Below are 26,944 nucleotides of genomic sequence, written 5' to 3' on the forward strand. Positions count from 1 at the left end.
GGCCGGGCACGGACCCTGTGCCCGGCGGGCGCCGGGACCGTCCGGTACCTGTGCGGGACGGATGCCGGGCCGCACAGTTGTCCACAGGTGTGGACGGACCGTGTTTCATCGCCACTCCGCGTGGCAGGATGCTGACATGCCGGACACCCCCGAAGCCCCCGGCTCGCACGAGCCTGACCACCAGTCCTCCGCGCCCCGGGCCCCCTCCGCCGCCCCCGTCACCCCCGTCGCGCCCATAGCGCCCGTCACCCCCGTCACGCCGACCCCTCCCACCCCTGCCCGGAACTGCGTGGAACTGCGCGTGCACGGTGTCAGCGGCGGGCAGGCCGAGGAGCTCCTGGACGTGGAGCCCGCCATGCGCGTGGGCGGCGACCGGCTCGCCGGCTTCTTCCGGTGGCGGCGCGAACCGGACACCGAGAGCATCCCCGGGGTGCGGCGCGAGATCTTCGCCTGGGGGAACCTGACCTCGGGCAGCTCCTCTCGGGCGTTCTGGCTCCTGTTGCTGCCGTTCATGATGCTCAACGTGGCGTACTGGATGCGGCCGGGCCGGATGGACCAGGGGCGGACCGGGGTCCTCAGGGCCGCCAACATCGCCTACGGGGCCGGGGTCCGGCTGCTCGCGCTGTCCCTGACCGTGCTCATCACCCTGGCCGCGGCCGGGGTCGGGATGGACCTCGTGGGCTGGCAGTGCGGCGGGCTCGGCGAGGAGTGCGTCGAGGCGCGTCCGTGGCTGGCCTTCCTGGCCTCGGCGTCCTCACCGCTGTCCGTACCGGGCTGGGGGCTGCTGATCGGCGCGGTGCTGCCCGCGGCGGTGGTCGTGGTGCTGTGGCGGCTCTCCCGGAAGACCGCGGCCGACTACGAGGTGGTGACGGGGCCGGTACCGCCGGAGCACACCGAGGACGCTCCTCTGAGCCACCCGGACTTCTGGCGCAACAGCGAGATCATGGCGCGGCTGAGATCGGCGCACATCGCGCTCGCGCTCGGCACCGTCGCGGCGCTGCTCCTGCTCCCCGCCTTCCTGTACGACCTCTCCCTGCGGGACGGTGCGCCGCCGACCGAGCCCGGGGCGTGGTGGTTCGGGACGGTGCTGGCGGTCCTGCTCGCAACCGTGGCGGCGGCGAGCACGGCGAGTGTGCTGGTGCCCGGGATGGACCCGAGGTGGAACGCGCGGGCCGACCGGTTCTGCCGTGTCCTGCGGGACACCGTGCTGGTGCTGGTGGTGGCCGTGGCGGTGTACACGGTGTGGCCGCGACCCGGTTGGGTGGCCCAGGGACGGCTGCCCGGGAGCGGCACCGTGCTGAACACGCTCTTCGCCGTGCAGGGCGCGCTGGTGCTGGTGCTGCTGGTGGCGGCGCTGGTGCTGTTCGCCCTGGACCGGCCGCACCCGCGCACCGCGATGCGCGGGCTCGCCGGACCGTCGACGGCGGCGCTGGGCACCCTGCTGGGCGGCGGGTTCTCGGCGGCGCTCGTGTACCAGGGGTCGCTGTGGCTGAGCGGCTGCGGTTCCATGAACGCTCCCGAGGCGGACTGCCTGGCGCTGTCCCCGCCCACCGCGTACTCCTGGCTGCAGCTGGCGTTCGCCTTCGAAGCGGTGATCGTGCTGGTCGTGGTGGTGGTGCTGGCACTGGGGCTGCGCGGGGCGGTGCGGGCGCAGCTGCCCGCCGTGACCTCGCTGTACTCGCGAAGCGTGCGGGACCGGCGGACCTGGGACATCGCCAGGGCCAGGGCCGCGGGACAGATGACCGAGGTGCTGCCCAAGGTGCTGGGTGCGCTGCTGCTGCCGGTGGTGCCGCTGGTGGGACTGGCCCTGTACTCGATCCTCACCGGCAACCTGGTGGCCGGTCCGGTGGACGCGCCGATGGCGGTGGCCGGGGAGCTCCATGGGGTGGCCCAGGGGGCGCTGGACGCCCTGTTGGGTGTGGGTTCGATCATCGGCGGGGCGAGCCTGGTGGCCCTGGTGTGGATCGGCCGGAGCGCCTACCGGGACCGGCCGACCCGGCAGGCCGTGGGCGCTGTCTGGGACGTGGGGACCTTCTGGCCCCGGGTCGCGCATCCGCTGGCACCGCCGTCCTACGCCGAGCGCGCCGTGCCCCAGCTGACCGCCCGGGTGGCGCGGATGGCCCGTGAGGGCACCGGTGTGGTGCTGTCCGGCCACTCGCAGGGATCGGTACTGGCCGCCGCGACCGTGTGGCAGCTGCCACGGGACTGCCGGGGCCGGATCTCGCTGATCACCCACGGTTCACCGCTGGACCGGCTGTACTCACGGTACTTCCCGGCCTATTTCGGGCCGGCCTCGTTCGAGGACCTGAGCGGCAGGGTGGCGTCCTGGCGCAACCTGTGGCGGGTCACCGACGCCATCGCGGGACCGGTCCGCCGCCGGGTGGCCGACAGCGACCGGAACGCGGACGACGGCAACGGCAACGGCAACGGCAACGAGGAGATCGTGGGTCAGGCCGAACCCCTGCCCGACCCGCGCTCCTACGACGCCCCGCCGGGGGAGGCCAGACGCCCGGAGATCCTCGGCCACTCCTCCTACACCAGCGATCCGGCCTACGCGGAGGCGCTGTCGGAGGTGCTCCCGCCGAAGCCCGCGGGGCACGGGGAAGCGGCGGGGACCGTGGGACCCCCGGTGCCCCAGCCGTCCCCCCAGAGCAACTGACCGCCTCCAGGTGCCCCGGGAGCTCCCGGGGTACCTGGAGCAGCACACCCCGGGGGGCGACCGTCCCCGGGGGGCACACGGCCCGGGGCCGTCCGCGGTCCGGGCGAGCCCGACCGGGACGGTCCCCGGCCCGGGCCCTTCCCTGGCGGGCTCCTGCGCTTTATTATGACTGACCAGTCAGTCATAATAGGATCGGAGACCCCGTGACCGCCGAACCCTCCCGCCCGGCCGACCGCCCGCGCGGCCACCTCGCCCGCGCCCTGCGGTGGACCACCGCGGCCCTGGTGGGCTCCGACCCCTCCCCCGGAGAGGTCGCCGTCGCTCTGGCCACCGCGCTGGCCGGCACCCTCGTCGCCGTCGGCGCCGGTGCGGCCGCGGGTCTGCCCTGGACGGCCGTGCTGGTGGTCGGCGTCATCGCCTTCGACTTCTTCGGGGGTGCCGCGGCCACCTCCACCCCGGCGGCCGGACGCCGCTACCACGGCCCCGGGCGCACGCTGCGCCACCACCTGCTGTTCGTGGCCCTCCATGTCCAGCCGTTCGTCCTGGCCCTGTTCGTCCCCGGCCTCGGCTGGTGGACGGCGGCCGCCCTGTACCTGCTGGCCCTGGCCGGGGCGGTCGCCGTCGGCCTCACCCCGCTCGCGCTGCGCACACCCGTCGCCCTCGGCGCCACCGTGACGGGATCGGCCGCTGCGCTGGTGCTGCTGCCCGTGCCCGGTGCGCTGGTGTGGCTGGCCCCGGTCATGCTCGTCAAGCTCCTGATCGGCCATATGCTCCCCGGAGCGGAACAGCGGAGGACGGGAGAGGCGGCTCATGGCACCGAAGAGGGTCGATCGGGCGGCGCGGCGTGAGGAGATCCTGTCCGCCGCCGTGCGCGTGTTCGCCCGGCAGGGGTTCGCCGCGAGCCGGATCGAGGACGTCGCCGCCGAGGCCGGGATCGCCAAGGGCAGCGTCTACCTGTCCTTCGACAGCCGGGAGGCGCTGCTGAGCGCGGCGTTCGAGCGGCTCTCCGAGCGCTCCGCCACGGTGCTGGAGCAGACCGCGGCGGACGGGGAGCCCGCCCTGGAGCGGCTCAGCGGGCTCGTGAGGTCAGCCGTCGCGATGCTCGCCGACGAACCCGACCTCACCCGGGTGATGGTCGACCTGTGGGCGGCGGGCCGCCACACGGGCGACGGGGCGCCGTTCGACATGGCGGCGGTGTACCGCGCGTACCGGGGCGTGGTAGCCGACCTGCTCCGGCGGGCAGCCGAGGAGGGTGACCTGCGGCCCGGCGTGGGCGAGCCCGAGGCCACCGTGGTGGTCGGCGCGATCGAGGGCTGCCTCGTCCAGTGGCTGATGGACCCCTCGGTCCGGCTGGCCGGACTCGCCGAACCCCTGCTCGATGTGTGCCTGTCCGGACTGCGGGTGTCCCGGCAGCCCTCGGGGCCGCCTGACCGGCGGCCCTCGGAGTCCTACCAGGGGCCGTAAGGGCCGTTGTTCTGGTTACCGCCCACGCCCTTCACGGCGGGGCGGACGTCCAGCAGGAAGATGAGGGTGGCGACCAGGCCCAGGATGACGAACATGCCGGTGCCGGTGAGGACCGCGAGCAGCGAGACACCGGTGGCGACACCGGTGAGGATGACCCACAGCTTCTTGGTCTGCTTGTCCATGACCACGAAAGCCTGCTCCGGGGTCCTCAGGGCCTCGATGAACGCGTACAGGCTGGCCACGAAGGTCACGAGGTAGATCAGCTGCCAGATCCAGAAGAACAAGACTCACTCCAGTCGCCACACGTGTCCGAACGGGGTTCCGCCCACTCCCCACGTTAAACGGACGGAGCACGGAGATCGTGCCCCGTGGAGGTCGATATCACAGACGGCGCGCTGCGGCGACGGACCCGGGAACCGTGGTGCGGGTCCGATCGGGACAGGAGCCGGCCGGGGCGGGGTCCGGGTCAGATGGGGATGTGCCAGAGGCACGTCACGGTGGCCAGCAGGAAGGCCGAGGCGCCCATGATGACGGCACCCGCGTGGTAGGGGAGTTCGGCGTCGGGACGCAGGAGCCGGTTGACCCGGCGCATCACGGCGGGCTCGGCGGAGCGCACCGCGGCCATCGCGCCGGCGGGCACGGGCGCGGGTCCGGCGGCACCGAAGCGGAGCAGCGCCATGGCGAGTTCGCGGGAGGAGCTCTTGCGGCGGGCCTGGTCGTCGGCGCACATCTCGATGAGCAGCGCGACGCTCTCGTAGTAGGTCCGCACCAGCCGCACGCGGGGGAAGGCCCGCTTGAGGGAGGAGAACGGCAGCAGGACGAGGTCGTGGCGCTGGCGCAGGTGGGCGTGCTCGTGGGCGAGCACCGCGGCGAGTTCGCGGGTGTCGAGGACTTCGAGGGCCCCGGCGCTGATCACCACCTGGGAGCGCAGGACCCCGGGCAGGCAGTAGGCGGCCGCGGCCGGGTGGTCGACGACGCGCGCGCCCGGGACGTCGGGGTGTTCGCTGGCCACCAGCTCGAGGAGGTCGTGGTGGCGTCGGCGCACCCGGACCACCTGGACGAAGGAGGCGACGAGCCCGGAGAAGAGCACGAGGGTCAGGACGACCGCCAGGGTGACGGCTGCCAGATGGCTGACGCCCTCGATCCCCTGGGAGAACTCGGCGAGGATGAACTCACCGGTGAACAGGTCCGCTGCGGCGGCCATCAGACCGCCGGCGGCACCGAGTTCGTAGGAGGACAGGCCGTAGGCCAGCAGCGCTCCGATGGTGGACACACCCCAGGCCAGGCCAAGCGCCTGCCAGGCGATGACCGCCGTGTAGGGGCCGCGGGAGGGCCACTTCGCCCGGTGGAGAGCTTCCATGGCGACGAGGCAGCTGACCGCGACGAGAGTGAGGAGGGCGGCACTGACCATACGGACTAGTTCCTTGGCTGCTCGATTTCCGAGAGTGCGCGCCGGAGCGCTTCAGCCTCCTGGCCGTCCATGGACTGGACGAAGGCGGCCAGGGCCGCGTCACGGTCCACCGTCTGACCGAGCGCGTCGAACATCAGCTCCGACACGTAGTTCTCACGGCTGGCTGCCGGACGGTACCGCCAAGCGCGGCCCTCACGTGCCCGATCGACGACCTTCTTCTTGGCCAGCCGGTCGAGCACCGTCATGACGGTCGTGTGTGCCAGGTCCCGCTCGGCGAGTGCTTTGCCGACCTCGCGAACCGTCATTGGTTCGTTTCGTGCCCACAGTACATCCATCACCGCGCGTTCAAGTTCGCCAAGCCGATTCATGAACACGAGTCTACGACGGGTAGTACTACCGGCCGTGGCACCCCCACGTTAATTCAGGATGGCTTGTGGGGAAGGGCTTTGAGACCCTGTGGTCAGGGGCCCTGGGGTGGATGTTCCCGCGGGGCCCGCCAAGCCGGAGTGACCCTTGTCCCCTGCTCCGGGGACGGGGCCCGCCGTTCACAGGGGGAGACCATGGCCGACCGAACGCGTATCCACCTGTCCCGGGGGGACATCACCGAGCATCCCGCGGACGCGATCGTCAACGCCGCCAACAGCTCCCTGCTGGGCGGCGGCGGGGTGGACGGCGCCATCCACCGCAAGGGCGGCAAGGCCGTACTGGAGGACTGCCGCAGGCTCCGCGCCTCCCACTACGGGGGCGGCCTCCCCGCCGGGCAGGCGGTGGCGACCACGGCCGGCCTGCTGCCCGCCCGCTGGGTGATCCACACCGTCGGACCGGTGTACAGCGCGTCCGAGGACCGTTCGGCGGTGCTGGCCTCCTGCTTCACCGAGTCGCTGCGGGTGGCGCACGAGCTGGGCGCCGAGTCGGTGGCCTTCCCCGCGATCTCCACCGGCGTCTACCGCTGGCCGCTGGACGACGCGGCCCGGATCGCCGCACAGGCGCTGCGCACCGCACGGGTCGGGGTGGCCCGGGTGGACCTGGTGCTGTTCGACGAGACCGCGCTGGCGGCGTTCCGGCGGGCGTTCGACACCACCTGAGCCGACGGCGGCCCGAAGGCGCGGGGCGCCCGCGGGAAGGCGTGCGGGTGCCCCCGCCCCGCCCTACCGTGCCGCCCCGGTCCGTCGTACGCTCCGTTCCATGGGACACCGGCATCCGAGCAAGCTCAAGAACCCCGAGGTGAGTCACGCGCGCGCCCGTTGGCTGCTGCGCGCGGAACTCGCGGGGTGCGACGCCTGCCGTGCCGAGGGCGACGAGGACGCCCTGTCCGACCTCGCGTCGGGCGGCGTCTTCGACTCCCTGATCACGGGTTTCGTCCTGTCCCGCGTCCAACAGTGGCACTCCCCGAGCCGGCCCTCCCAGTACCCCGCCACGGTGTACCGCATCGCCTCCATCGACGAACGAGACTTCTGGCAGCCCCCGACCCAGCACTGCATGCGCGTGTGCACGGTGACGGGGGCCGAGGGCGACGGGGTGGACACCGTCCCCGCACTCCGGGAACTGCGCCTGATGTCGACCGCGGACCGCTCCCTGGTCCTGGACGACGTCATCGACGGGCTGGCCGAAACGGAAGGTTGACCTTGAAGCCGGTTCCCCAGCTCTCCCAGCTGCCTGTTCCCTCCCGCGTCCCCGCGCCCCTCCCCGCCATGTCCCCCAAACACGACAAGCCCATCGTGGGCCAGTGCGAGAGGTGCGGTGAGTACCTCAACGCCGGGGTGCGCACCTGTCCCAACTGCGGGCACTACAACGGCTGAACCGCCCGCACCGCCCGTGCCCGGTCGTCCGACCGATCCCGCTCAGCGGCCGGGGTCGGCGATCGGGCGCGGGTAACCGGCCACGCCCCGGCCGTCGTCCTCCTCCCACGGAATGTGGGCCCGTGCGCCGGACAGACCCGCGAGTTCGGGCACGTGGCGCCGCACGTACTCGCCGTCGGGATCGAAGCGCCGGGCCTGGCGCAGGGGGTTGAAGGCGCGGTTGGGCCGGGTGTCGTTGCCGGTACCGGCGGTCCACTGCCAGTTGCCGTACTCGTTGGCGACGTCGCCGTCGGTCAGGTGCGCGTCGAAGTGCGCGGCCCCCTCCCGCCAGTGCACGAGCAGGGTCTTGGTGAGGAAGGCGGCGGTGATCATGCGGGTGCGGTTGTGCATGAAGCCCTCCTGGAGCAGCTGCCGCATGCCCGCGTCCACGATCGGCAGCCCGGTGCGGCCCTCCTTCCAGGCGGTGAGAGCCTCGGGGTCGGTCCGCCACTCGCGGTCCCGGGGCCGGTAGTCGCGGGTGTTGATGGCCGGGAAGGCGGCGGTGACCTGGTGGTGGAAGTCGCGCCAGGCGAGCTGGCGCACGTACTCGGAACCGCCGGGCAGGTCGCGGGCGGCGGTGGCGACCTCCAGCGGGGACAGGCAGCCGAAGCGCAGGTCCGCGGAGAGCCCGGAGGTGGCCGCGCCGGGGAGGTCGTCGTGCCGGTCCCCGTAGTCGGCGAGTCCGAGGCCGAGCCAGGAGCGCAGGCGTTCGCGGGCCGGGGCCTCGCCGCCGCGGACCCGGTCCGGTGCTAGGACGCCCACCCCTTCCGCGCCGTCCTCCAGGTCGGGCAGCTCCCCCGCTTCGAGGCCGTCGGGCAGCCGGAGGCGATCGGGGGCGGGCAGCACCTCGCGCCACCCCGACGCCTCCCAGGCCCGCCAGTAGGGCGTGAACACCTTGTAGTGGTCGCCGCCGGCCGGGGTGACGGCACCGGGCGGGACCACGGTCAGCCCGGGGTGGGTGCGCACCTGCAGTCCGGTGGCGCGCAGCCCCTCCTCCCGGCGCGCCGCGAACCCCGTCACGCCCGCGCTCAGGTGGACGGTGTCGGCCCCGGTCTCCCGGGCCAGGGCGAGGACCTCCGCGGCCGTGTCGCCCCGGCGCAGGACGAGGTCTCCGCCGCGTGCGCGCAACCCGGCACGCAGGTCGGCCAGGGCCTCGCCCAGGTGGGCGCGGCGGTTGCGGGCGGCGCGGCGCAGGAGTGCGGGCTCGAGCACGAAGAGCGGGACGACCGGGCCGGAGCCGCGGAGGGCGGCGGTCAGGGCGGGATGGTCGTGCAGGCGCAGGTCCTGGGTGAAGAGGACGAGGACGGGGGTACCCAACTGGACTCCTTCACTTTTCGGGTTCATCACACTACTGTGTGTGCGTCGGCGGTTGTCCCATGTCAGACCGGGTAAGGCCCCGTCATGGACCCGTCTGCGAACACGCCTTCCCGCCCCGTCGTCGGGGTCTCCAGCTGCCTCATCGGCGCACCCGTGCGTTACAACGGCGGGCACTCGCGGTACAAGTTCCTCACCGACGAGCTGGACAGGCACGTGGACTGGCTGCCGGTCTGCCCGGAGGCGGAGATCGGGCTCGGTGTGCCGCGTCCGACCCTGCGCCTCCAGGACCGCAAGGACGCGGAGGGGGCGCGTGCGGACCGGGTGATCTCCAGCAAGGACGGCGCCGACCACACGGACGACCTCGCCAACGTCGCCGACCGGCACCTGCGGGAGCTGCGCCGCCTGGACGGCTACGTGCTCAAGAACAAGTCGCCGAGCTGCGGCCTGTACGCGCTGCCGGTGTTCGACGACAACGCGGAGCGGGTGCACGGGACCGGCCGGGGCGCCTTCGCCGCCCGGCTCACCGGCCTGCTGCCGCACCTGCCCGTGGAGGAGCAGGGGCGCCTGTCCGACCCGGCGCTGCGCGAGCACTTCGTGGAGCGGGTGTTCGCGCACGCCCGGCTGCGCTTCCTGCTCGACACGGAGTGGCGCCCCCGCGACCTGGTGGAGTTCCACACCCGGCACAAGCTCCAGCTGATGGCGCACTCCCCGGACGGCTACCGGGAGACCGGGCGGATCGTGGCGCGGGTCGGCGGCAGCGACCGCGACGAGGTGGCGGCCACCTACGCGGAGGCCTTCCACCGGGCCCTGGCGGTGAGGACCAGCCGGGGCAAGCACGCCAACGCGCTCCAGCACGCGTTCGGCATGATCAGCCCGCTGCTGGACGACGCGCGCAGGCACGACCTGCTGGCCGGGATCGAGGACTACCGGGTGGGAGTGGCTCCGCTCAGCCTGCCGGTGGCCCTGCTGCGGCACCACTGTTCGGCTGAGGACGTGGCCTGGGCCGGCGACCAGACCTACCTGCGCCCCTACCCCGACGCCCTGCGGCTGCGGCACCCGGTGGCGGTCTGACCGGAGAGGAGGACGGGGGCGGAGGCCGCGGGCCGGGTCGGCCGTCGCAGGCACAGCACAAATTCCACACACAGAGAGCACAGTCGACTACAGTGGGTCACTGTTCTCGGCCGCGTCGAGCGCGGTTCCCGGTTGCCCCCGACCCCCCGAGGTCTTCGCCGTGTTCGTCTCCTTCCCCCGACGTGCCGCCGTGCTCGTCGCCTCCTGCGCCGTCGCCCTGATCGCCGCGTCCCTGGCCACCGCGCCGCAGGAACTGCTGAGGGAGCGGATCGGACACCACCTGAGCGCCCCCGAACCGGAACTGGCCCACAGGCACGCGTTCCTGCCCCCTGCCCCCGGTTCCACCCCCGCGCCCATCCCCCACCCCGGCCAGGTCGCTGTCTGCGAGGAACCCGGCCGGGACGAGATCGTCACCCTCCCGGACCCCGGCGCCCCCGAGGAGGAGCGACCGCTGTGGATACGGCGGCCGCCCGGCCCCGACAGCGCCGACCTGCCCGTCCTCTACCTGCTGCACGGATCCGCCTCCACCCACCGCACCCTCATGGACGCGGACGTGGGCGCCCAACTGGACCGGCAGATGTGCCGTTCGGGGGTCGAGTTCGTCATCGCCGCCCCGCACGGACAGGAGAGCGGCGGGTCCGCCACCGAATGGGGCGACGCCCACGACGGCCGGTTCGCGCTGGAGAGCTTCGTCACCGGGGCAGCCGTGACCGCGGTCGAGGGCGAGCACCCGCGGCCCCGGTCGCTGCGGGCGATCGGCGGTTTCTCCATGGGCGGCTACGGCGCCGCCGCCCTGGGCCTGCGCAACCCCGACCTCTACTCGCAGGTGGTCAGCTGGGCCGGGTACTTCCGCGTCGACGACCCCGACGGGACCTTCGGCGAGGACACCGACCCGCACTCGCCGGACCTGCTGCTGGAGTCGGATGACGTGCGCGACCTCAGGTTCATGCTGGTGGAGGGGCGCGACGACCACACGCCGCTCCAGCGGGGCAGCATCCACGGCGAGGCCGAACGGTTCTCCGAGCTGCTCACCGGGCACGGTATGACGGTCACCACCCTCCACCCGCGCGGCGGGCACGACCTGGGCACCTGGAAGCGCACCTTTCCCGAGACAGTGGACTTCCTGGTGTCCGGGTGGGCCTCTACACCGTGACCGGGGGCGGGTCAACCCCGCACCCCTCGGACGGTCCGGTGGGGAACAGTGTGTACCTTCGTCGCTGTTGACGACTACGGCTTGCACACATGTTGCGTACACGACCTGGAGGAACCACCGGTGCTCGGACCCGCCCCGTTGGGAGATCAGACGGCGGTTCCCTCGAGGATCGCGACCGTCAGTCTGCACACCTCCCCGCTCGACCAACCCGGCACCGGCGACGCCGGCGGGCTCAACGTGTACGTGGTCGAGGTGGCGCGCCGGATGGCCGAGCGCAACGTGGCGGTGGACGTGTTCACCCGGGCGACCAGCCCCGAGCTCCCTCCGGTGGTCGAGCTCGCTCCTGGCGTGAACGTCCGGCACGTGCCCGCCGGCCCCTACGGCCACCTCGACAAGCACACCCTCGCCGACCACCTGTGCCCGTTCATCTTCGGGATGCTGCGCGCCGAGGCCCAGGGCGACCCGGGGCACTACGACCTCGTGCACGGCCACTACTGGCTCTCCGGCAAGGCCGGGGTGGTGGCCGCCCGCCGCTGGGGCGTGCCCATGGTGCAGTCCATGCACACGATGGCCAGGGTCAAGAACGCCGCCCTGGCCGCCGGGGACACCCCCGAACCGGAGGCGCGGGTCAGGGGCGAGGACCAGCTGGTCCGCCAGGCCGACCGGCTCATCGCCAACACCGACGACGAGGCCCGCCAGCTCATCCACCACTACGGCGCCCGGAACGAGCAGATCAACACGATCCCGCCCGGTGTCGACCTGGAGACCTTCACCCCCGGTTCGCGTTCGGCGGCCCTGGAGCGGATCGGGCTGCCCCGCGACGCCGAACTGCTGCTGTTCGTGGGCCGGGTCCAGCGCCTGAAGGCTCCGGACGTGCTCATCCGCGCCGCCGCGGACCTCCTCGAACGCGATCCCTCACTGCGCTCCCGCCTGGTGGTCGGGATCGTCGGCGGGCTGTCCGGCGGCGGCAAGCGCGAACCCCGCCTGCTCGCCGACCTCGCCCGTTCGCTGGGCGTGGCCGACGTGATGCGGATCGAACCGCCGCAGAGCCGCGACCGCCTGGCCGACTACTACCGGGCGGCGACGGTGACGGTGGTGCCCTCCTACTCCGAGTCCTTCGGGCTGGTGGCCGTGGAGTCGCAGGCCTGCGGCACCCCGGTGCTGGCCGCCCGGGTGGGCGGTCTGGCCACGGCGGTCTCGGGCGGGGTCTCCGGTGTCCTGGTGGAGGGGCACGATCCCCAGCACTACGCGGCCGAACTGCACCGGCTGATCACGCAACCGGCCTGGCGTGCCAAGCTGGCCGAGGCGGCGCCCCTGCACGCCGCCACCCTGGGGTGGTCGCGGACCGTGGACGAACTGTTGGACGTGTACCGGGACGCGCTCACGCCGCGCGAGGTCAGGCTGGCCGAGGCCCGGTGACCCACGGGGAACGGCGAACGGGCGCGGACCGGCCGACCGGTGGGAACCGGCGAACGGACGGGGCGAGCGGAACCGACGTGACGAAAGGCGAGAACGTGGGAGCGGAAACAGAGCGCGACAGCGCCATCAGGGCGATCGCCGAGGCCGTCGCGGAGGCCGGGCTGGAGGTCGAGCGCCCGCGCGAGGGGTCGTTCCTGGTGACGGTCCCCGGCACCGCCAAGCTCAAGACCATGGTGTGGCTGGAGGCGGGCCCGCACAGCCTGACCCTCACCTCGTTCTTCTGCCGCCAGCCCGACGAGAACCACGCCGGGTTCTACCAGTGGCTGACCCGGCGCAGCTCGGACATGTACGGGATGGCGTTCGTCTCCGACGACGTCGGAGACGTGTACATCCGGGGGCGGCTGCCGTTGGGCGGGGTGACCCCGGAGGAGGTGGACCGCCTGCTGGGCTGCGTGCTCACCTACTCCGACGAGAACTTCAACACCGCGCTGGAGCTGGGGTTCGCCACGGCGATCCGCAAGGAGTGGAAGTGGCGGACCGACCGCGGCCACGACACCCGCAACCTGCGCGCCTTCGCCCACCTGGCCGAACCCCCGGCCGAGCGCTTCACCGAGAACGTGACCGAGGAGATGATCGACCCCGCTACCGGGTAGTAGGGCCTGCCGGGGAACGATCACCGGAGCGGGCTGGCTAGGCTTGTCCCCATGGGAACTCTGGTACTGCTTCGACACGGTGAGAGTGTCTGGAACGCGAAGGGCCTCTTCACCGGTTGGGTGGACGTGGACCTGTCCGCTCAGGGCGAGGAGGAGGCCCGCCGCGGCGGTGATCTCCTGAAGGCCGCCGGGGTGACCCCGGACGTCCTGCACACCTCTCTGCTCAAGCGCGCGATCCGCACCGCGAACCTCGCGCTGGAGACAGCCGACCTGCACTGGCTGCCGGTCGAGCGCTCCTGGCGCCTCAACGAGCGCCACTACGGCGCCCTCCAGGGCAAGGACAAGGCCCAGACCCGTGAGGAGTACGGTGACGAGCAGTTCATGACCTGGCGGCGCTCCTACGACACGCCCCCGCCGCCCATCGCCGACGACGACCCCTACTCCCAGGCGGGTGAGGCGCGCTACGGCCTGCTCCCGCCGGAGCTGCTGCCGCGCACCGAGTGCCTCAAGGACGTCCTCGACCGCGCCCTGCCGTACTGGTACGACAGCATCGTCCCGGACCTGGCCGCCGGTAAGACCGTTCTGGTCGCCGCGCACGGCAACTCGCTGCGCGCCCTGGTCAAGCACCTGGACGGGATCAGCGACGCCGACATCGCCGGACTGAACATCCCCACCGGCATCCCGCTGGTGTACGAGCTGGACGACCAGTTCGTGCCCACCAACCCGGGCGGCACCTACCTCGACCCGGAGGCCGCCAAGGCCGCCATCGAGGCCGTCGCCAACCAGGGCAAGAAGTAGCCCGTACCCGCCCCGTGCCCGCGCCGCCGCAAGGCAGCGCGGGCACACCTGTGTCCGGGTGAACTCCGAGAGGGCGCTCCGGGCGGACTCGCAGGTCCGTCTCCGGGCGGGGTCCGTGCCTGCCGGTGGGCGCGGCGCGTCAGTAGACCAGGGCCTGGGCACCGTCCTGGAGCGTCTCCTCCACGAAGGTGGCCGCGCCCGCGATGCGTACGCCCTCGATCAGGTCCGCCTGGGTGAGCTCCCTGCGGGCGGCGCACTGGGTGCAGACCGTGACGCGGCCCGCGGCGAGCACGCCGGCCAGCAGGTCCTGGAGCGGGGCGGCGTGCGGGAGTTCGAACTCCTCCGCGCGGCCGGGCAGCGCGAACCACGCGGACTCCCCGGTCAGCCAGAGCGACACGTCCACCCCGCTCGCGACAGCGGCGGCGGCGACCGTGAAGGCCTGGTTGCACCGCTCCGGGGAGTCCTCACCGGAAGTGACCTTGATCACCAGGGAACGAGTCATGCCGTCAGCCTACTGAGAGTCCGGCGGCGGTGAGGACCGCCCCCGCGATCGCGCAGAGCGCGAAGGCCACCAGGAGCAGGAGCGCCTCACGGCGGCGGGGCGAGACCCGGGTCGGGCGCTCCTGCACCCCGTGCTCCACGCTGAGGGAACCGTCCTGCGGGGCCACCAGCACCACACGGCCGTCCCGCACGCTGAGCTCGCCGGTGACGCGCAGGCGCGCGCCCGGTCGGATGATCCACTCGCGGTACTCGAACTCGATGGTCTCGCCGCGGAAGACGCCCGAGATCCGGCCGCGGACGCGCGGCAGGAGGTCGTCCGCGGAGGCGGCCACGCCCGGCTGTGGGCGGCCGACCAGGCGCTTGAGGCACAGCTCGGCGTCTCGGGGTTCGGTGTCCTTGGGGTCCACGTAGATGCGCTGGGACTCACCGGAGCGCCCCTCGGCGACCAGCCCGAAGAGGTCCTCGGAGCCGTAGTCGGCGATCGAGTCGCAGGCCCGCTCGCTGACCGCGCCATCGGCCCGGTCGCGGGCGAGCGGGCGGTAGTGGCGGAGCACCTCGTGGCCGTGCCACACGCACTCCGCCCCGGCCAGCCCGGACTCGATGGGGCCGGTGGGGCCGGGGGCCGCCACACCGGTGAGCGTCACGCGCTGGCCCTGACGGGCCGCGAGGGCGCTGGGGAGGAGCTGGGCGAGCCCGCGCTGCCGCAGCCAGCGGCGCAGCCCGATGACGGTCAGCGGCAGGAGGACCACCGCGATGGCGAGCAGCGCCACACCGATCACCATTAACACAGGCAGCCCCTTTGAAAGCGCGTCGGAGGTCGAGGACGACGGCGGGCGCCGAGCCCCGTGGCCACACCGTGTCTGCTGACAATCTTTACCAGTTCTCCGGGAAAGCGGGGCCAATTGGGCATGTCCAGTCCAAGGCTCCCCGGTTGCACAGAAGGCAGCCGCGGGCGGGTCGTCACCGTCATGGTCGTGGCGCCGCCGGGGCGTGCTCAGCGGGTGCTGTCCGCCGTGAAGGGGGAACCGTGCTGGAAGCGACCGTTGAGGGTGGGTGGCGGGCGACGGGCGGGCCCGCCCGGTTCGGCTGTCGACCGAGAGATGCGCAGCGAAAGTGCCGCTGGGGCGACGCTCAGCAGGGCAAGTATCCATCGAGTATGCCCTAGGCTCGATGGTTATGGACGCTGAGGTACACCCCGATCTGGAGAAACTGTCGTTCCTGTTCGGGCGCTGGGAGGGCGTCGGCGTCGCCGGTTACGCCGACGAGGAAGAGCTCCAGTTCGGACAGGAGATCGAGTTCACCGTCAGGGACGGTGCGCCGTATCTGGACTACCGGAGCAGTGCCTGGCGGATGAAGGCCGACGGCACGCTCGGTGAGCTCATCACGGAGGAGTCGGGTTACTGGCGGGCCCTGTCCGAGGAGGACACCGCCACGTACGCCAAGGACGACGACAAGAACATCATCCACCTGGAAATTCTGATCGCCCACAACGAGGGCTTCATCGAGTCCTACCTGGGCAACGTGTTCGCGAACCGGGCGGAGATGGCCACCAACGCGGTGATGCACACCATCACCGGCCTGGAGGTGCAGGCCTCGCACCGCCTCTACGGGCTGTTCGGCGACAACCGCGACACCCTGGGCTACGCCTGGGACCTGGCCGCCCGCGGCCACGAACTGCGCTCGTACATGTCGGCACAGCTCAAGAAGGTCCCGGGAAAGAAGTCGGACTCCCAGTAGTCGAGAACAAGCACTGTGCAACTACTAGAGGGCAAGAACGAACCCCGGGCTGTGTTCCGCGTTCGCGGAGCCGGATCGGACAAGGTCCAGCAGCCCGGGGTTCGGGTGTCCGTCTGGGATTCGCACGAGCGACGTCGAGCGAATGCTCAGCGTCGCCCTAGCGGACGGCCACCTCGCCAGTCCTTGAGTGAATCATTTCTCGGACCACCTCCTTTCCTGCGTGCCTCCGAAGGTACGTCCCCCGGCAGGGGTGGGGCAAGTGATTTTCTGTGATCTGGATCCCCAGGTCAGAGGGGTGCTCCCGGGACGTTTTGCGGGCCGGATAACCTCGGCGGTATGACTTCGCCGCTGCTGATCACACCCGGTGCCGTGAACGCCGACAGCCCTGACTCCGACGTCGCCGCCCACTACGGCGACCCCTCCCACGAGGCCCGCGCGATGGAACGCTCCAGCGCCTGGGTCGACCGGAGCAACCGGGGCGTGGTCCGGGTGAGCGGGCCCGACCGCCTGGGCTGGCTCAACGACATCACCAGCCAGCTGACCAGTGGCCTGGCCCCCGGCACGGCCACCGAGGCCCTGGTCCTGGACACCCGCGGCCACCTGCGCCACCACCTGTCCCTGGTGGACGACGGCGAGGCGACGTGGGTGCACACCGAACCCGGCGGCGGCCCGGGGCTGGCCGAGTTCCTGGACTCCATGGTGTTCATGCTGCGCGTGGAGGTCGAGGACCTCTCGGAGTCGTTCTCCGTGCTGACCGTGCTCGGCCCGGAGCGCTCCCGGGTGGCGGACGCCGTCGAGGGCGTGGTGCGCCGGTCCGCCGACGACGAGACCGACCTGTTCGTGCCCTCCGGTGACCTCGTCGCCGCCGCGGAGAGGCTCACCGCCGCCGGAGCCCGCCCGGCCGGCATGTGGCCCTACGAGGCGCACCGGATCGCCGCGCACCGCGCCCGTCCCGGGCTGGACTCGGACGAACGCTCCATCCCGCACGAGATGGACTGGATCGGCTCCGCCGTGCACCTGGAGAAGGGGTGCTACCCCGGCCAGGAGACGGTGGCCCGTGTGCACAACCTGGGCCGCCCGCCGCGCCGCCTGGTGATGCTGCACCTGGACGGGACCGTCGAGCGGCTGCCGAAGCTGGGGAGCGACATCGAGCTGGACGGGCGCAAGGTCGGCCGGGTCGGGACCTCCGCCCGCCACCACGAGCTGGGTCCGATCGCCCTCGGCCTGGTCAAGCGGACCGCTCCCGTGGACGCGGACCTGACCGTCGACGGTATCGCCGCGGGCCAGGAGGTCGTCGTGGACCCGGACACCGGCGCCAACGCCGACCTCGACGACTTCCGCCGCAGGCCCCGCTAGGCGGGAACGGGGCGTTTCCGCCGAGAGCGGGGCTTCCGCCGAGAGCGGGGCGCCCCGGCCGGGGACGCGCGCCCGATCGTGGACGTGTGCTCAGCTGGGGCGCAGGTCGCTCTGACCGGCGACCAGGACGTGGGCGAACTGGGTACCGACCGGCGCCAGGAACATGATGTGCGTGGTGACGGTCGTGCCCGGTTCGATCTCGCTCCAGAAGTAGTCGTAGGCGACGGTGTGCTCGGCGTCGATGTCGTTGCTGAACTTCTGCCCGTCGGTGGCCGTGCCCACCGTCCCCGAGCTGTCGAAGATCACCGGGGAGGAACCCTCGTTGGTGACGTTGAGCCGGTAGATGTGGTACTCCCAGCCGGCGGGAGCCTCGGCGTAGGAGCCCGTACCGTTGGTGATGGTCGGGTCCGTGTAGGCCAACTCGACCACCACCCGGAAGGTGCCCACCGACGTGCTGGACCCGTTGTAGGCGGAGGGCGGCACGGAGTCGGGCTCCGCCGCCGCCGGCGGGGTACGGGGCTCCTGGGGCTCCGGAGCGGGGCTCGGTGCGCTGGTGGGCTCCGGTTCGTCCTCCTCGGACGCGTCCGGCTCCTCGGAGGGCTCGGGCGCGGGATCCCCGGACGGTGCGGGCGCGGCTGCCGGTTCCTCCCCGACCACCACCCGCATGTTCGGCACGGTCACCGCACTCAGCGCGATCAGGGTGACAGCGCACACGGCTCCGGCGAGCACCACGGCTACGGGGATGGCGAGGGTCCGCGCCACCGCGGCGGCCCGCCCCCGTGACGGGGTTCGTGGATCACTGGCACTCATACTCCTGTGACACGGGCCACCACCCCGGCATTCCGGATCTGTGCCCTCTTTACCGCAGGCCCCGAGGACTCCGGTGTCCCGGACACGGCGAAGCGGACACGACGGAGCCCGGTGGGAGGTCCCACCGGGCTCCGTCGTGTCCGGCTCCGGGCCGGGGCCTACCGCAGGGCGGCGGCCAGGCGCTCGTCGTGCAGGCGCTCGCCCCAGGACGGCGGGAGCGGGTTCAGCTGGCCCACGCGCCAGCGCAGCAGCAGGTCGGCCAGCTGCGGGTTGCGCGGCAGGGCCGGGCCGTGCAGGTAGGTGCCCAGGACCTGCCCCTGGTAGGCGCCCTCGGTGTGGTCGTCGTTGCCGATGCCCTTCACCGTGGTGGACAGCGCACGGGCCTGCGGGCCGATCGCGGTGCGGCCCTGGTGGTTCTCGAACCCGGTGATCCGGCCGACGCCCAGGGCGGGGTCGACGTCGGCGACGATCTCGCCCACGGCGCGGGTCTGGCCGCGGCCGCTGCGGATGTCGATGATGCCGATACCCGGAAGCGGGTTGGACTCGTCGTCGCCGTAGCTCTCACCGATGATCTGGTAGCCCGCGCAGACCGCGAACACGCACGCGCCGCGCGCGGCGGCCCGGGCCAGGCCGCCGTCGGCGCGCAGCCGGTCGGCGGCCAGGATCTGCGGCCGGTCCTCGCCGCCGCCGAGCAGGTAGATGTCACCCTGCTCGGGCACCGGGTCGCTGGAGTGGACGTGCACGAGCTCGGTGGGGATGCCGCGCAGTTCGGCGCGGCGCTTGAGGATGAGGACGTTGCCCTGGTCCCCGTAGGTGCTGAGCAGGTCGGGGTAGATCCACACGATCCGCAGGGCGCTACTGGTGTTCGACATGGGTGTGTCTCCCCTACTGGACGCGGCCGTACGCCGTGCGGATCTGCTGGAAGGCTGTGTAGTTGGCGATGACGTCGACCTTGGTGATGTCGGGGTGGTCGGCCTTGAGCCGGCCCAGCACCTCGTCCACGCGGTCGGCGGTCTCGAAGGGCACCCCGTCGGTCTCCAGGCGCAGCGCGAGGTCCGTGCGGCGCTCGCCCATGACGAACACCCTCCGGTCGCGCAGGACCGTGTAGTCCACGTCCCAGAGCCAGGAGGTGTCCTTGCCGTCGGGGATCTGGGCGTTGACCGCGAGGATCACGGGGACGCGGGGCGGGTCCAGGACCGCGAAGGACTCCAGCCACCCGGCCGGGTTCTTCGCGAGCAGCAGTCGGACCTCGACGCCCATGGTGACCACCGAGGTGTAGCGCCCGGCCACCGAGGTGACCTCGCGCAGCCGCTCGAGAGTGCGCTCGGGGTGGATGCCGTACCCGGCCGCGGTGGCGGCGGCGATCGCGGCGTTGGCGCGGTTCGCGTCACCGGGGAGGTTCATCCGGAGCTTGAGCTGCTGGCCGTCGGGGGCGACCAGGGTGTCGGTGGCGTTGTCCACCGCCCATGTGGCCCGGGGCCGGGCCAGACCGCACTCGGGGCACTCCCAGTACGGGTCGGTCTCGCGCTTGAGGTGGCCGCCGCACTCGGGGCAGCACCAGGAGTCCTCCTTCCAGCGCTGGCCGGCCGACACCCAGGTGGCGTTCGGGGCGCCCAGCCCCGCCCAGGCCACGAGCGGGTCGTCGGCGTTGGCGATGACGTGGGCGTTGCTCTGCGAGAGGGCGGTGCGCCACTTCTTCGCGAGCAGGTTGATCTCCGAGGCGCGGTCCATCTGGTCGCGGCTCAGGTTCATCAGGACCACGAAGCTGGGGTTGGTGGCCAGGAGGACCTGCGGGAGGTACTTCTCGTCCACCTCCAGCACACCGTTGACCGCCGACTTGTTGTCGGACAGCGCCGTGATGTGCCCGGTGGGCATGTTCGCGCCGTACTCGTTGGTGGCCACGTCACCGAACTCGCGCAGGGCCTGCGCGATGAGCCGGGTCGTGGTCGTCTTGCCGTTGGTGGCGCTGACCAGGGCCAGTCGTCGCCCCTGGGCGAGCTTGGCGAGCAGGTCGGGTTCGACCTTGAGGGCGACGCGCCCACCGATGACGGAGCCGTCTCCGCGTCCGGTGGCCCTGGACAGGCTGGCTGCGCTCCTGCCCAGTACCGAGGCCAGTTGGGCGCGCAAGGGAAGCTCGCTCATCATTTCTCCACGATCGCTAGATCACCCGCACGAACGCGCTTCGGCGGCGGGCGATGTGTCGGGCCAAGCCTATTGTCCACCGGCCTTCAGACCCGCCAGTCCAAACGCTCGGGCGGTGGTCCGAGGTTGGGCGGAACCTGCTCCGGATCGAGCCGGTCCGCGGCTCCGACCGTCTCGGGGACGCCGCTGCCGTCGGTCTTTTCGGAGACCTCCGGCGTGTCGGCCCGCACGGTGCTGTCCGGCGGCACGATCCGGGGTCTGCCGGTCTCGGGGGCCCGCTCGGAGCTCCCCCTGCGGTCGGTTCCCCCGGTGGTGCCGTCGGTGGCACCACTGTGCCCAACGTCCCCGCCCGCACCGGTGTTCCGGGAGTCCTCCACCGTGGCCAGAGTGGCTGTGGACAGGGTGAGGATACCCGGGTTGGTGTCCGTGAGGACGGGACCGTGCGGGGTCAGTACCAGCGCCGCCGTGGACGGTAGCCCACGCAGCGACTCGGCGTCCAGACCGGTCGTGCGCACACTCGCCCCCTCCTCCGCGTCGGCCCGGACAGGAGTGTCGATCTCGGCGGCCTGGGCGGTGGCCCGCCCCCACGCCGTGGCGGATCTCACATGGCGGACCAGGTCGAGCGGGGCGATCGCGGCGGCGGCGTTGCGGATCAACGCGCCGGACTCGGTGTGCGGGGAGGGGAAGAAGAGTTCGTCGTCGACGTCCTGCCCGGCGCCGGCGCCGTCCGGTTCGCTCACCGTGCCGCCCACCGCTTCGCCGATCACCTCGGTGAGCCGGTGCAGTTCCAGGCGCTGAGGGCCCTCGCCATCGGCCCGGAGCGCCTCGGCGACCACTCGGGCGACCTCCTCCGCGCCGCCGCGCTGACCCATCACGACCGGCAGGCAGTCGGGCTCGGAGAAGCGCTGCAGGGCGGCGGGAGCGGCGGTGCGGAACATGAGGACCACCTCGACCCCGCCGTCCGCCGCGGCGGTGAGGACCTGGTCCACCTCCTCGGCGGGGAGGGTCTCGGCACCGCAGACGACCACGCTGCGGGTCCGGTCGGGCCGTGCCCGGGGCGGTCGGCCGCCCGCGGAGGCGGGTTCGGGGGCGCGGGTCTCCAGCAGTTCGCTGAGCGCGGCCACGGCGTAGGTCCCGTAGACGCGGGCCGCGGTCTCCCCCGAGGCCCGGTCCGTGGAGATGATCTTGACCTGCGCGTAGGCGCCGTCGTCGGCCCGGGTTCCGACCGCCTCGAAGGGGCTGAGCCGGTTCTCCAGGGCCCAGGCGCGTTCGCGTACCCCGGGGTCGTCGGCGCAGCGCTTCCGAACGCGTGCGCGCTCCTCCTCGGTGAGCAGGGCCAGGGCCGGGTCGTCCTCGGCGGCGTCCCCCTCCGGGGTCACCAGGGCGCGCAGGCCCCCGATGAGCCGGGCGATGCCGACGTCGGGGCCGAGCACCTCCAGCAGCCGCAGCAGGAGCGTTTCGTCGGCGTCCACCCCTTCCAGCTGCCCGGTGGCAGCGGCCACCGCGGAGAGGATGCGGGCGCGCTGTCCGGCGTCCAGGTTGGTGCCCAGGGTCATGCGGGGCAGATCGGCGGGGAGCACCCACTGACGGGGTTCCACGGCGCAGCGCCGGGCCAGGCGGACGAGTTCACGGGCGACGGCGTGGCCGGTGAGGTCGACGACGGTGAGGTCCCCGCCCTCACGGAGCCGGGAGACGCCGATGGTGGTGAGCAGCGCCGACCAGCCGGCGTCGCTGCCGCCGACCACGAGCACCGCCGAGGTCCCCGGCGGCACGGTCATGCCGTACCAGCGCGGCTGGGCCTCGTAGGCACGGGCCGCGGACTGCCACTCGGTGTACCGGCGTGCGTGTTCCTGCTGCTGTTCGTGGAGGGCCCGCTCCCGTTCGGCCCGTTCCTCGGCCAGTCTCTCCTCGGCGCGTGCGAGCCGGGCGGCCATGACCTGTCTGCTCTGCACCAGCGCGAAGACGACCGGTGCGGCGATCGCCGTGCAGGCGAACACCCCGCCCAGGGCCAGGCTGCCCGGGAGGATCCGCAGGGTCCACAGCAGGGGGCAGAGCAGAGCGAACAGCACGAGCCCGACCAGGGCGAAGTGGAGCGGTCGGTTGGTCCGCTTCTCGCTGTCGAGCTGCCCGGCGATCCACTCCTCACTGAGGGTCTCCGCGTCGGCCGGCGCGGGGCGGCGGGGAGCGGGGCCCGGCGGCGGCAGCACGACCTTGTGCCGCCATCCGATGTAGGTGCGTCCCGGTCCGCTTCGGGGCCTGCTGGCCGCGGTCATCGACGACCGTGGGGTGGGCACCGTCCGTACACCTCCTGACCGGCGGGAGAGAGGAACCGCCGGGGAATCCTTCACGCTGGGCTCCGGCCACGGGGACGGAGGCGGGGGCTGGGGGGTGCCAGCGCCCGGCGTGCTTGCCACAGGCCGACCGCGCCCGGCGGGCCGGACAGAGGGACGTCCGGCCGCTCCGGACGGCGTGGCCTTGACCTTCAGTGAATCAGGGCGGCCCCCCGCTTTCCAGCCCCACTCTCCCACCTGTGGAAAACCCGCCCCCACCTCGCACCCTGAGCCCTGTCCGGTGCGTCCGATGTTTGTCCGTCACCGACCGGGCATGGGGACAAGGGACCGAGGAAGCGCCGAACCCGCCGCCCCAGGGAGTGAACCCCCGTCTCGGAACCGATCCTGACCTACGCGTCCATGGGAGCCGCGGCTCTGCTCCTGGCCGCCGCTCTGACCTGTCTGGCCCTGGGCGCGCGGTGGAACCGCCTGCACGGCCGTCCGAACTGGAAACAGCGGGAGCTGGCCGCCCAGGCTCCGACGAGCGCGGAGCAGCGGCGGGTCCGGCCGTACCTGCGCTCCGGCGAGACCGCCCCTGATCCCGAACTGGCCCGCCTGACGGTGGCCACCGCGCGGGAGCGCCTCCGGGTCTGGGAGAACCCGTGGCAGCAGTACGGGTACTTCCTGTTCATCGCGGCGATGCTGTTCAACCTTGCCAGCATGACCGTGACCGGAAACGCCTCCGCGGGTGTCCTCTACGTGTTCCTGCCCGTGCTCGCGGCACTGGCCGCCTACTACCCCCTGAAGCGGCGCCGTGCCGTACCCCGCGCCCGCCGGGCGATCGAGGCCAACGAGGAGCCCGCCGCCCGGGCCCCGGCCCCGTCCGACGACGGCACGGACGGCTGGGAGCCCCTCCTCAAGCCCTACTGACCACCGACACCGCTGGGAGGTGAGCGCGTATGACACTCCACCAGTTCGAAAACCCCTGGCACAGGGCGGTGAATCCGCTGATGCTGCTCTACCAGGGTCTGGTGTTCGGCGGTCTCGCGTCGAACAGCGAAGCGGGTCCGATACGGATCGGATTCACCTTCCTCGCCCTGGGGCTCGCCGTCTCGGCCGCGTACCAACCGTTCCACCGGACCCGCTACCTGAACCGCGCCCGGAGGTCCCTTGAGTTGAATCGGGAGCCGGCCGCCGAGTTCGCCAGGGCACTCACCCCGGAGGGGAGCGTGCGGGAATGAGTCCGATGGCCGAGACGGTCCTGGACGTGCTGATGGTGCTCTCGGTGACAGGTGTGCTCGTGTGCACGGTGGCCGGCGTGCTCTGGAAGCGGCGCCACGGGTTCGCGCCGTTCCACATGGGAGGTGCCGCACGCGGTTTCGGACACCGTCAGCACCTCGACGAGCACCGGCGTGAGGGAAGCGGTCCGAGCCTCGCCGAACGCCACCGGCGGGCCGAGCGCATCCTCCGGCGGGGAGAGCGTGCGGAAAGCCCCGGGCTCGCTCTACTGGTCTGCTGCTGGGCCGCCCAGAGCTATGAGAACTGGGAGAACCCGTGGACGGCCTGGAACCTGGTGTTCCTGGCACCGCTGTTCGCCGGGTTCCTCGCTCTGACCGAGCGCCTCGACCCAGTTCCCGCACTGTCCACGGCCGTGGTGCTCCTCGTGGTGGCCTTGGCCGTGCCGGTCTACCGGGTCCACGTGCTGCGGCGGAGCGCCTGGGCGATCGAGCTCAACCGGGACCTGGCCGAGGGTGCGGAGCCCACACCCCCGACATAATGGGCGCTGTGCCGACCGGGGCTCCCCGGGCGGTACCGCCCGGGCTCCCCTCCCCCACCCCCCGTTCGCCGCCCCGCCCGGGGTCGACGGGGCCGCGGGCCGCGCAGGAGGAGATTCCGGAATGAACTGGATAACCGAGCAGGCTGAAGTGGCCCTGGGCCTGCTGATGACCGTCACAGTGACGGGGGTGCTCGTGTGCGCGGTGGCGGGCGTGCTCTGGAACCGGCGCCACGGGTTCGCGCCGCTGCGGGTGCCGGGTCCCGCCCGCGGTTCGGCTGCCCACTCGCGCCCCGAGGAGCAGCGACGGGAGGATGTCGGCCCGGACCCCGCCGGACGCCATCAGAGGGCCGCGCGCCTCCTTCGTCGGGGAGAGCGTGCGGAGAACCCCGAGACCGCGCTGCTGGTGTGTCACTGGGCCACGAAGAACTACTACAACTGGCAGAGCCCGTGGGCGGCCTGGACCGTGGTGTTCCTCGCCCCGTCGGCTGCGGGGACTTTCGCCCTGACCGACGTGCTCACCCCTGAGGCCGCGCTCGTCGCGGCCTCCCTGCTCCTCGTGGTGGCCTTGGCCGTGCCGGTCTACCGGGTCCACGTGCTGCGGCGGAGCGCCTGGGCGATCGAGCTCAACCGGGACCTGGTCGAGGGTGCGGAGCCGACACAGCCGACATAATGGGCGTCGTACCGCTCCGGGGCCTCCCGGGGCGGTACCGCCCGGGCTCCCCTCCCCCACCCCCCGTTCGCCGCCCCGCCCGGGACCCGAGGGGGCGTGAACCACCGGACACCGAGGAGTCCCCCATCTCCGGCCCCGCGCTCGCGCTGCTCCTGTTCTCCTTCGTGCTCCAGTTCGCCGCCGTCGTCTGCATGGTGCTGGGCTTCCTCTGGAACCGGCGCAGGAAACGCCTCGTCCGGAGCGAGCGCGCCCTCGCTCTCGACGCACCGGTCGGCGCGGAGCAGAGCCGGGTCAGCCTCTACCTGCGCCACGGCGCGACCGCGCCCGACCCCGAGCTGGCTCACCTGACCGTCCGGGTCGCCGAGCTCAAGCGCCGTCGGCTCGAGAACCCCTGGCCCCACGCCGGCGCCTGCCTGTTCCTGCTCGGTTCGTCCCTCGCCGTGATCGTCAGGTCGGTCGACGGCGGATTCGTCGGCCTGCTGTGCTTCGGGATCGCCGGATCGGCTCTCGCCGTCTGCGCACCCCTCCTGCGCCGGCTGATGCTGGCCCGCGCGGATCTGGCTCTGGCGGCCAACCGGGAGCTGGCCGAGCGGTACGAGGTCCCGGAGGAGGGTCCTCCGCCGCCGCCCCGGGAGCGCTGAGGCCCGGGAAAACAGCGCGGCGCCGGTGCCGGACGGATCGCTCCGTCGGCACCGGCGCCGTGTGCGCCGATGGCCCGTTCCCTAGGCCTGGACCTGGACGTCGATGACCTTGCCGACCTCGGCCGTCACCGGGTACTCGCCGGTGAAGCCCTTGGAGGCCAGCACCCGCACCTTCCAGTCGCCGTCGGCGGCGAAGAAGCGGAAGGTGCCCTCGTCACCGGTGGCGACCTCGCCGACGAAGTCGCCGGACTCGTTCAGCAGCCGGGCGTAGGCGCCGCGCAGGGGCTGACCGTCACGGGTCACCGTGCCCTGGATGACCGCCTGGTTGCCCGCGTCGACGTCGGCCAGGGCCACGCCGCCCTCGGGTGCTCCGCAGCTGTCGCTCACTTGGCCTCCGCCTCTCCGAGCTCGACCGGGACGCCCACCAGGGAGCCGTACTCGGTCCACGAGCCGTCGTAGTTCTTGACGTTCTCCAGCCCGACGATCTCGTGCAGGGCGAACCAGGTGTGCGAGGAGCGCTCACCGATCCTGCAGTAGGCGATGATGTCCTTGTCGAGGTCCACCCCGGCCTCGGTGTAGAGCTCGCGCAGCTCCTCGGCGGTCTTGAAGGTGCCGTCCTCGTTGGCCGTCTTGGCCCACGGGATGTTGCGCGCGGTCGGGATGTGGCCCGGGCGCTGCGAGGTCTCCTGCGGCAGGTGCGCGGGGGCCAGCAGCTTGCCGGTGAACTCGTCGGGCGAGCGGACGTCGACCAGGTCCTTGGTGCCGATGGCCTCGACGACCTCGTCGCGGAAGGCGCGGATCGAGGAGTCCTGCTCCTTGGCCTCGTACTGGGTGGCGGCCCGCTCGGGGACCTCCTTGACGAGCTCGCGGGAGTCGAGCTCCCACTTCTTGCGGCCGCCGTCGAGCAGGCGGACGTTGTCGTGGCCGTAGAGCTTGAAGTACCAGTAGGCGTAGGCCGCGAACCAGTTGTTGTTGCCGCCGTACAGGATGACCTGGTCGTCGTTGGCGATGCCCTTGGCGGACAGCAGCTTCTCGAAGCCGGTGCGGTCCACGAAGTCGCGGCGGACGGGGTCCTGGAGGTCCGTCTTCCAGTCGATCTTGACGGCGCCTGGGATGTGGCCCTTGTCGTAGGCGGACGTGTCCTCGTCCACCTCGACCAGAACGACGTTGTCGTCGTCCAGGTGAGCCTCCACCCAGTCGGCGTCCACAAGGACGTCGGAGCGGCTCATGGGGAACCTCCTGTGTTTCTGTGCGGTG

29 protein-coding genes are annotated in these 26,944 nt (G+C 72.3%); 17 read left to right on the forward strand and 12 right to left on the reverse strand.

Annotation, left to right across the window (positions count from 1 at the left end):
* The first annotated feature begins 136 nt into the window (after positions 1-136).
* From D458_RS0105755 to D458_RS0105765, 3 genes are all read left to right on the forward strand, one after another.
* Positions 137-2,659 carry a hypothetical protein gene (locus D458_RS0105755; RefSeq protein ID WP_017585771.1) on the forward strand — a complete coding sequence of 841 codons (2,523 nt, stop codon included), beginning with the start codon at positions 137-139 and terminating at the stop codon, positions 2,657-2,659.
* A gap of 203 nt (positions 2,660-2,862) precedes the next feature.
* Positions 2,863-3,507 (forward strand): hypothetical protein, encoded by a 645-nt coding sequence (locus D458_RS0105760; protein ID WP_017585772.1) that lies wholly within the window; start codon positions 2,863-2,865, stop codon positions 3,505-3,507.
* Positions 3,470-4,123: a TetR/AcrR family transcriptional regulator gene (locus D458_RS0105765; RefSeq protein WP_017585773.1), complete on the forward strand. Its 654-nt coding sequence runs from the start codon at positions 3,470-3,472 to the stop codon at positions 4,121-4,123. The genes D458_RS0105760 and D458_RS0105765 overlap by 38 nt, the downstream gene beginning before the upstream one ends.
* Here D458_RS0105765 and D458_RS0105770 read toward each other — a convergent pair.
* The 3 genes from D458_RS0105770 to D458_RS0105780 all read right to left on the reverse strand — a co-directional run bounded on the left by D458_RS0105770 (position 4,108) and on the right by D458_RS0105780 (position 5,902).
* Positions 4,108-4,407: a DUF2516 family protein gene (locus tag D458_RS0105770; protein ID WP_017585774.1), complete on the reverse strand. Its 300-nt coding sequence runs from the start codon at positions 4,405-4,407 to the stop codon at positions 4,108-4,110. The two genes, D458_RS0105765 and D458_RS0105770, sit on opposite strands and share 16 nt — an antisense overlap.
* A gap of 182 nt (positions 4,408-4,589) precedes the next feature.
* On the reverse strand, positions 4,590-5,534 hold the full coding sequence (locus D458_RS0105775; protein WP_017585775.1) for a M56 family metallopeptidase: 945 nt from the start codon (positions 5,532-5,534) through the stop codon (positions 4,590-4,592).
* 5 nt (positions 5,535-5,539) lie between these two features.
* Positions 5,540-5,902, reverse strand: coding sequence for a BlaI/MecI/CopY family transcriptional regulator (locus tag D458_RS0105780; RefSeq protein WP_083936254.1), 363 nt, complete (start codon positions 5,900-5,902; stop codon positions 5,540-5,542).
* A 192-nt stretch (positions 5,903-6,094) separates the two neighbouring features.
* Here D458_RS0105780 and D458_RS0105785 point away from each other — a divergent pair, with 192 nt between their 5' ends.
* Positions 6,095-6,619 (forward strand): O-acetyl-ADP-ribose deacetylase, encoded by a 525-nt coding sequence (locus D458_RS0105785; RefSeq protein WP_017585777.1) that lies wholly within the window; start codon positions 6,095-6,097, stop codon positions 6,617-6,619.
* Between the two features lie 100 nt (positions 6,620-6,719).
* Positions 6,720-7,157 carry a hypothetical protein gene (locus D458_RS0105790; protein WP_017585778.1) on the forward strand — a complete coding sequence of 146 codons (438 nt, stop codon included), beginning with the start codon at positions 6,720-6,722 and terminating at the stop codon, positions 7,155-7,157.
* 218 nt (positions 7,158-7,375) lie between these two features.
* On the opposite strand, the gene D458_RS0105800 is transcribed toward D458_RS0105790, so the two are convergent.
* Positions 7,376-8,689 carry a cryptochrome/photolyase family protein gene (locus D458_RS0105800; RefSeq protein ID WP_017585780.1) on the reverse strand — a complete coding sequence of 438 codons (1,314 nt, stop codon included), beginning with the start codon at positions 8,687-8,689 and terminating at the stop codon, positions 7,376-7,378.
* Between the two features lie 84 nt (positions 8,690-8,773).
* Between D458_RS0105800 and D458_RS0105805 the strand changes: the two genes are divergently transcribed.
* The 5 genes from D458_RS0105805 (at position 8,774) to D458_RS0105825 (ending at position 13,783) form a co-directional block, all read left to right on the forward strand.
* On the forward strand, positions 8,774-9,760 hold the full coding sequence (locus tag D458_RS0105805) for a YbgA family protein (protein ID WP_017585781.1): 987 nt from the start codon (positions 8,774-8,776) through the stop codon (positions 9,758-9,760).
* A gap of 160 nt (positions 9,761-9,920) precedes the next feature.
* A complete protein-coding gene (locus D458_RS0105810; RefSeq protein ID WP_017585782.1) occupies positions 9,921-10,913 on the forward strand; it encodes an alpha/beta hydrolase in 993 nt (330 codons plus the stop codon).
* Positions 10,914-11,033: 120 nt separating this feature from the next.
* Positions 11,034-12,332, forward strand: a complete 1,299-nt coding sequence (gene mshA, locus D458_RS0105815; protein WP_017585783.1) for a D-inositol-3-phosphate glycosyltransferase — start codon at positions 11,034-11,036, stop codon at positions 12,330-12,332.
* A 95-nt stretch (positions 12,333-12,427) separates the two neighbouring features.
* The gene (locus tag D458_RS0105820; protein ID WP_051049612.1) at positions 12,428-12,985 is read left to right on the forward strand and encodes a type III secretion system chaperone family protein; all 558 of its coding nucleotides are present in this window, start codon (positions 12,428-12,430) and stop codon (positions 12,983-12,985) included.
* Positions 12,986-13,036: 51 nt separating this feature from the next.
* The gene (locus tag D458_RS0105825; RefSeq protein ID WP_017585785.1) at positions 13,037-13,783 is read left to right on the forward strand and encodes a phosphoglyceromutase; all 747 of its coding nucleotides are present in this window, start codon (positions 13,037-13,039) and stop codon (positions 13,781-13,783) included.
* Between the two features lie 139 nt (positions 13,784-13,922).
* Here the strand turns inward: D458_RS0105825 and D458_RS0105830 are convergent, their stop codons facing one another.
* The gene (locus D458_RS0105830; protein WP_017585786.1) at positions 13,923-14,285 is read right to left on the reverse strand and encodes a DsrE family protein; all 363 of its coding nucleotides are present in this window, start codon (positions 14,283-14,285) and stop codon (positions 13,923-13,925) included.
* A 4-nt stretch (positions 14,286-14,289) separates the two neighbouring features.
* On the reverse strand, positions 14,290-15,066 hold the full coding sequence (locus D458_RS0105835) for a GIDE domain-containing protein (RefSeq protein ID WP_017585787.1): 777 nt from the start codon (positions 15,064-15,066) through the stop codon (positions 14,290-14,292).
* A 394-nt stretch (positions 15,067-15,460) separates the two neighbouring features.
* On the opposite strand from D458_RS0105835, the gene D458_RS0105840 reads away from it, so the two are divergent.
* Both D458_RS0105840 and ygfZ read left to right on the forward strand, forming a co-directional pair.
* Entirely contained in the window at positions 15,461-16,021 is a 561-nt protein-coding gene (locus D458_RS0105840; protein WP_017585788.1) for a nitrobindin family protein, read from the forward strand.
* A gap of 336 nt (positions 16,022-16,357) precedes the next feature.
* Positions 16,358-17,377: a CAF17-like 4Fe-4S cluster assembly/insertion protein YgfZ gene (ygfZ, locus tag D458_RS0105845; protein ID WP_017585789.1), complete on the forward strand. Its 1,020-nt coding sequence runs from the start codon at positions 16,358-16,360 to the stop codon at positions 17,375-17,377.
* A 90-nt stretch (positions 17,378-17,467) separates the two neighbouring features.
* On the opposite strand, the gene D458_RS0105850 is transcribed toward ygfZ, so the two are convergent.
* From D458_RS0105850 to D458_RS0105865, 4 genes are all read right to left on the reverse strand, one after another.
* On the reverse strand, positions 17,468-18,187 hold the full coding sequence (locus D458_RS0105850) for a DUF4352 domain-containing protein (RefSeq protein WP_083936246.1): 720 nt from the start codon (positions 18,185-18,187) through the stop codon (positions 17,468-17,470).
* 158 nt (positions 18,188-18,345) lie between these two features.
* Positions 18,346-19,059: a type 1 glutamine amidotransferase gene (locus D458_RS0105855; protein ID WP_017585790.1), complete on the reverse strand. Its 714-nt coding sequence runs from the start codon at positions 19,057-19,059 to the stop codon at positions 18,346-18,348.
* Between the two features lie 13 nt (positions 19,060-19,072).
* Positions 19,073-20,329: a Mur ligase family protein gene (locus D458_RS0105860; protein WP_017585791.1), complete on the reverse strand. Its 1,257-nt coding sequence runs from the start codon at positions 20,327-20,329 to the stop codon at positions 19,073-19,075.
* A gap of 86 nt (positions 20,330-20,415) precedes the next feature.
* Complete coding sequence (locus tag D458_RS0105865) at positions 20,416-22,602, reverse strand: hypothetical protein (RefSeq protein ID WP_017585792.1); 2,187 nt, start codon at positions 22,600-22,602, stop codon at positions 20,416-20,418.
* A gap of 417 nt (positions 22,603-23,019) precedes the next feature.
* Between D458_RS0105865 and D458_RS0105870 the strand changes: the two genes are divergently transcribed.
* The 5 genes from D458_RS0105870 to D458_RS0105890 all read left to right on the forward strand — a co-directional run bounded on the left by D458_RS0105870 (position 23,020) and on the right by D458_RS0105890 (position 25,687).
* The gene (locus D458_RS0105870) at positions 23,020-23,529 is read left to right on the forward strand and encodes a hypothetical protein (protein ID WP_017585793.1); all 510 of its coding nucleotides are present in this window, start codon (positions 23,020-23,022) and stop codon (positions 23,527-23,529) included.
* Between the two features lie 29 nt (positions 23,530-23,558).
* Positions 23,559-23,840 carry a hypothetical protein gene (locus D458_RS0105875; RefSeq protein WP_017585794.1) on the forward strand — a complete coding sequence of 94 codons (282 nt, stop codon included), beginning with the start codon at positions 23,559-23,561 and terminating at the stop codon, positions 23,838-23,840.
* Positions 23,837-24,376, forward strand: coding sequence for a hypothetical protein (locus D458_RS0105880; protein ID WP_026119038.1), 540 nt, complete (start codon positions 23,837-23,839; stop codon positions 24,374-24,376). The genes D458_RS0105875 and D458_RS0105880 overlap by 4 nt, the downstream gene beginning before the upstream one ends.
* A gap of 121 nt (positions 24,377-24,497) precedes the next feature.
* Positions 24,498-25,046 (forward strand): hypothetical protein, encoded by a 549-nt coding sequence (locus D458_RS0105885; protein WP_040702202.1) that lies wholly within the window; start codon positions 24,498-24,500, stop codon positions 25,044-25,046.
* Positions 25,046-25,687 carry a hypothetical protein gene (locus D458_RS0105890; RefSeq protein WP_017585797.1) on the forward strand — a complete coding sequence of 214 codons (642 nt, stop codon included), beginning with the start codon at positions 25,046-25,048 and terminating at the stop codon, positions 25,685-25,687. Before D458_RS0105885 ends, D458_RS0105890 begins: the two co-directional genes overlap by 1 nt.
* 81 nt (positions 25,688-25,768) lie before the next feature.
* Here the strand turns inward: D458_RS0105890 and D458_RS0105895 are convergent, their stop codons facing one another.
* Positions 25,769-26,074: a DUF1416 domain-containing protein gene (locus D458_RS0105895; RefSeq protein WP_017585798.1), complete on the reverse strand. Its 306-nt coding sequence runs from the start codon at positions 26,072-26,074 to the stop codon at positions 25,769-25,771.
* Positions 26,071-26,916, reverse strand: a complete 846-nt coding sequence (locus D458_RS0105900; RefSeq protein ID WP_017585799.1) for a sulfurtransferase — start codon at positions 26,914-26,916, stop codon at positions 26,071-26,073. The genes D458_RS0105895 and D458_RS0105900 overlap by 4 nt, the downstream gene beginning before the upstream one ends.
* Between the last annotated feature and the right edge of the window lie 28 nt (positions 26,917-26,944).

The sequence above is a fragment of the Nocardiopsis ganjiahuensis DSM 45031 genome (genome assembly GCF_000341085.1).
Classification (GTDB): Bacteria; Actinomycetota; Actinomycetes; order Streptosporangiales; family Streptosporangiaceae; genus Nocardiopsis; species Nocardiopsis ganjiahuensis.

What these genes read in the sequence shown, in the direction of transcription:
- D458_RS0105755 (WP_017585771.1), top strand. Translation starts at nt 137, where the DNA reads ATGCCGGACACCCCCGAAGCCCCCGGCTCGCACGAGCCTGACCACCAG.
- D458_RS0105765 (WP_017585773.1), top strand. Translation starts at nt 3,470, where the DNA reads ATGGCACCGAAGAGGGTCGATCGGGCGGCGCGGCGTGAGGAGATCCTG.
- D458_RS0105775 (WP_017585775.1), bottom strand. Translation starts at nt 5,534, where the DNA reads ATGGTCAGTGCCGCCCTCCTCACTCTCGTCGCGGTCAGCTGCCTCGTC.
- D458_RS0105780 (WP_083936254.1), bottom strand. Translation starts at nt 5,902, where the DNA reads ATGAATCGGCTTGGCGAACTTGAACGCGCGGTGATGGATGTACTGTGG.
- D458_RS0105785 (WP_017585777.1), top strand. Translation starts at nt 6,095, where the DNA reads ATGGCCGACCGAACGCGTATCCACCTGTCCCGGGGGGACATCACCGAG.
- D458_RS0105790 (WP_017585778.1), top strand. Translation starts at nt 6,720, where the DNA reads ATGGGACACCGGCATCCGAGCAAGCTCAAGAACCCCGAGGTGAGTCAC.
- D458_RS0105805 (WP_017585781.1), top strand. Translation starts at nt 8,774, where the DNA reads ATGGACCCGTCTGCGAACACGCCTTCCCGCCCCGTCGTCGGGGTCTCC.
- D458_RS0105825 (WP_017585785.1), top strand. Translation starts at nt 13,037, where the DNA reads ATGGGAACTCTGGTACTGCTTCGACACGGTGAGAGTGTCTGGAACGCG.
- D458_RS0105830 (WP_017585786.1), bottom strand. Translation starts at nt 14,285, where the DNA reads ATGACTCGTTCCCTGGTGATCAAGGTCACTTCCGGTGAGGACTCCCCG.
- D458_RS0105835 (WP_017585787.1), bottom strand. Translation starts at nt 15,066, where the DNA reads ATGGTGATCGGTGTGGCGCTGCTCGCCATCGCGGTGGTCCTCCTGCCG.
- D458_RS0105840 (WP_017585788.1), top strand. Translation starts at nt 15,461, where the DNA reads ATGGACGCTGAGGTACACCCCGATCTGGAGAAACTGTCGTTCCTGTTC.
- ygfZ (WP_017585789.1), top strand. Translation starts at nt 16,358, where the DNA reads ATGACTTCGCCGCTGCTGATCACACCCGGTGCCGTGAACGCCGACAGC.
- D458_RS0105850 (WP_083936246.1), bottom strand. Translation starts at nt 18,187, where the DNA reads ATGAGTGCCAGTGATCCACGAACCCCGTCACGGGGGCGGGCCGCCGCG.
- D458_RS0105855 (WP_017585790.1), bottom strand. Translation starts at nt 19,059, where the DNA reads ATGTCGAACACCAGTAGCGCCCTGCGGATCGTGTGGATCTACCCCGAC.
- D458_RS0105860 (WP_017585791.1), bottom strand. Translation starts at nt 20,329, where the DNA reads ATGAGCGAGCTTCCCTTGCGCGCCCAACTGGCCTCGGTACTGGGCAGG.
- D458_RS0105865 (WP_017585792.1), bottom strand. Translation starts at nt 22,602, where the DNA reads ATGACCGCGGCCAGCAGGCCCCGAAGCGGACCGGGACGCACCTACATC.
- D458_RS0105870 (WP_017585793.1), top strand. Translation starts at nt 23,020, where the DNA reads ATGGGAGCCGCGGCTCTGCTCCTGGCCGCCGCTCTGACCTGTCTGGCC.
- D458_RS0105875 (WP_017585794.1), top strand. Translation starts at nt 23,559, where the DNA reads ATGACACTCCACCAGTTCGAAAACCCCTGGCACAGGGCGGTGAATCCG.
- D458_RS0105880 (WP_026119038.1), top strand. Translation starts at nt 23,837, where the DNA reads ATGAGTCCGATGGCCGAGACGGTCCTGGACGTGCTGATGGTGCTCTCG.
- D458_RS0105885 (WP_040702202.1), top strand. Translation starts at nt 24,498, where the DNA reads ATGAACTGGATAACCGAGCAGGCTGAAGTGGCCCTGGGCCTGCTGATG.
- D458_RS0105890 (WP_017585797.1), top strand. Translation starts at nt 25,046, where the DNA reads ATGGGCGTCGTACCGCTCCGGGGCCTCCCGGGGCGGTACCGCCCGGGC.
- D458_RS0105900 (WP_017585799.1), bottom strand. Translation starts at nt 26,916, where the DNA reads ATGAGCCGCTCCGACGTCCTTGTGGACGCCGACTGGGTGGAGGCTCAC.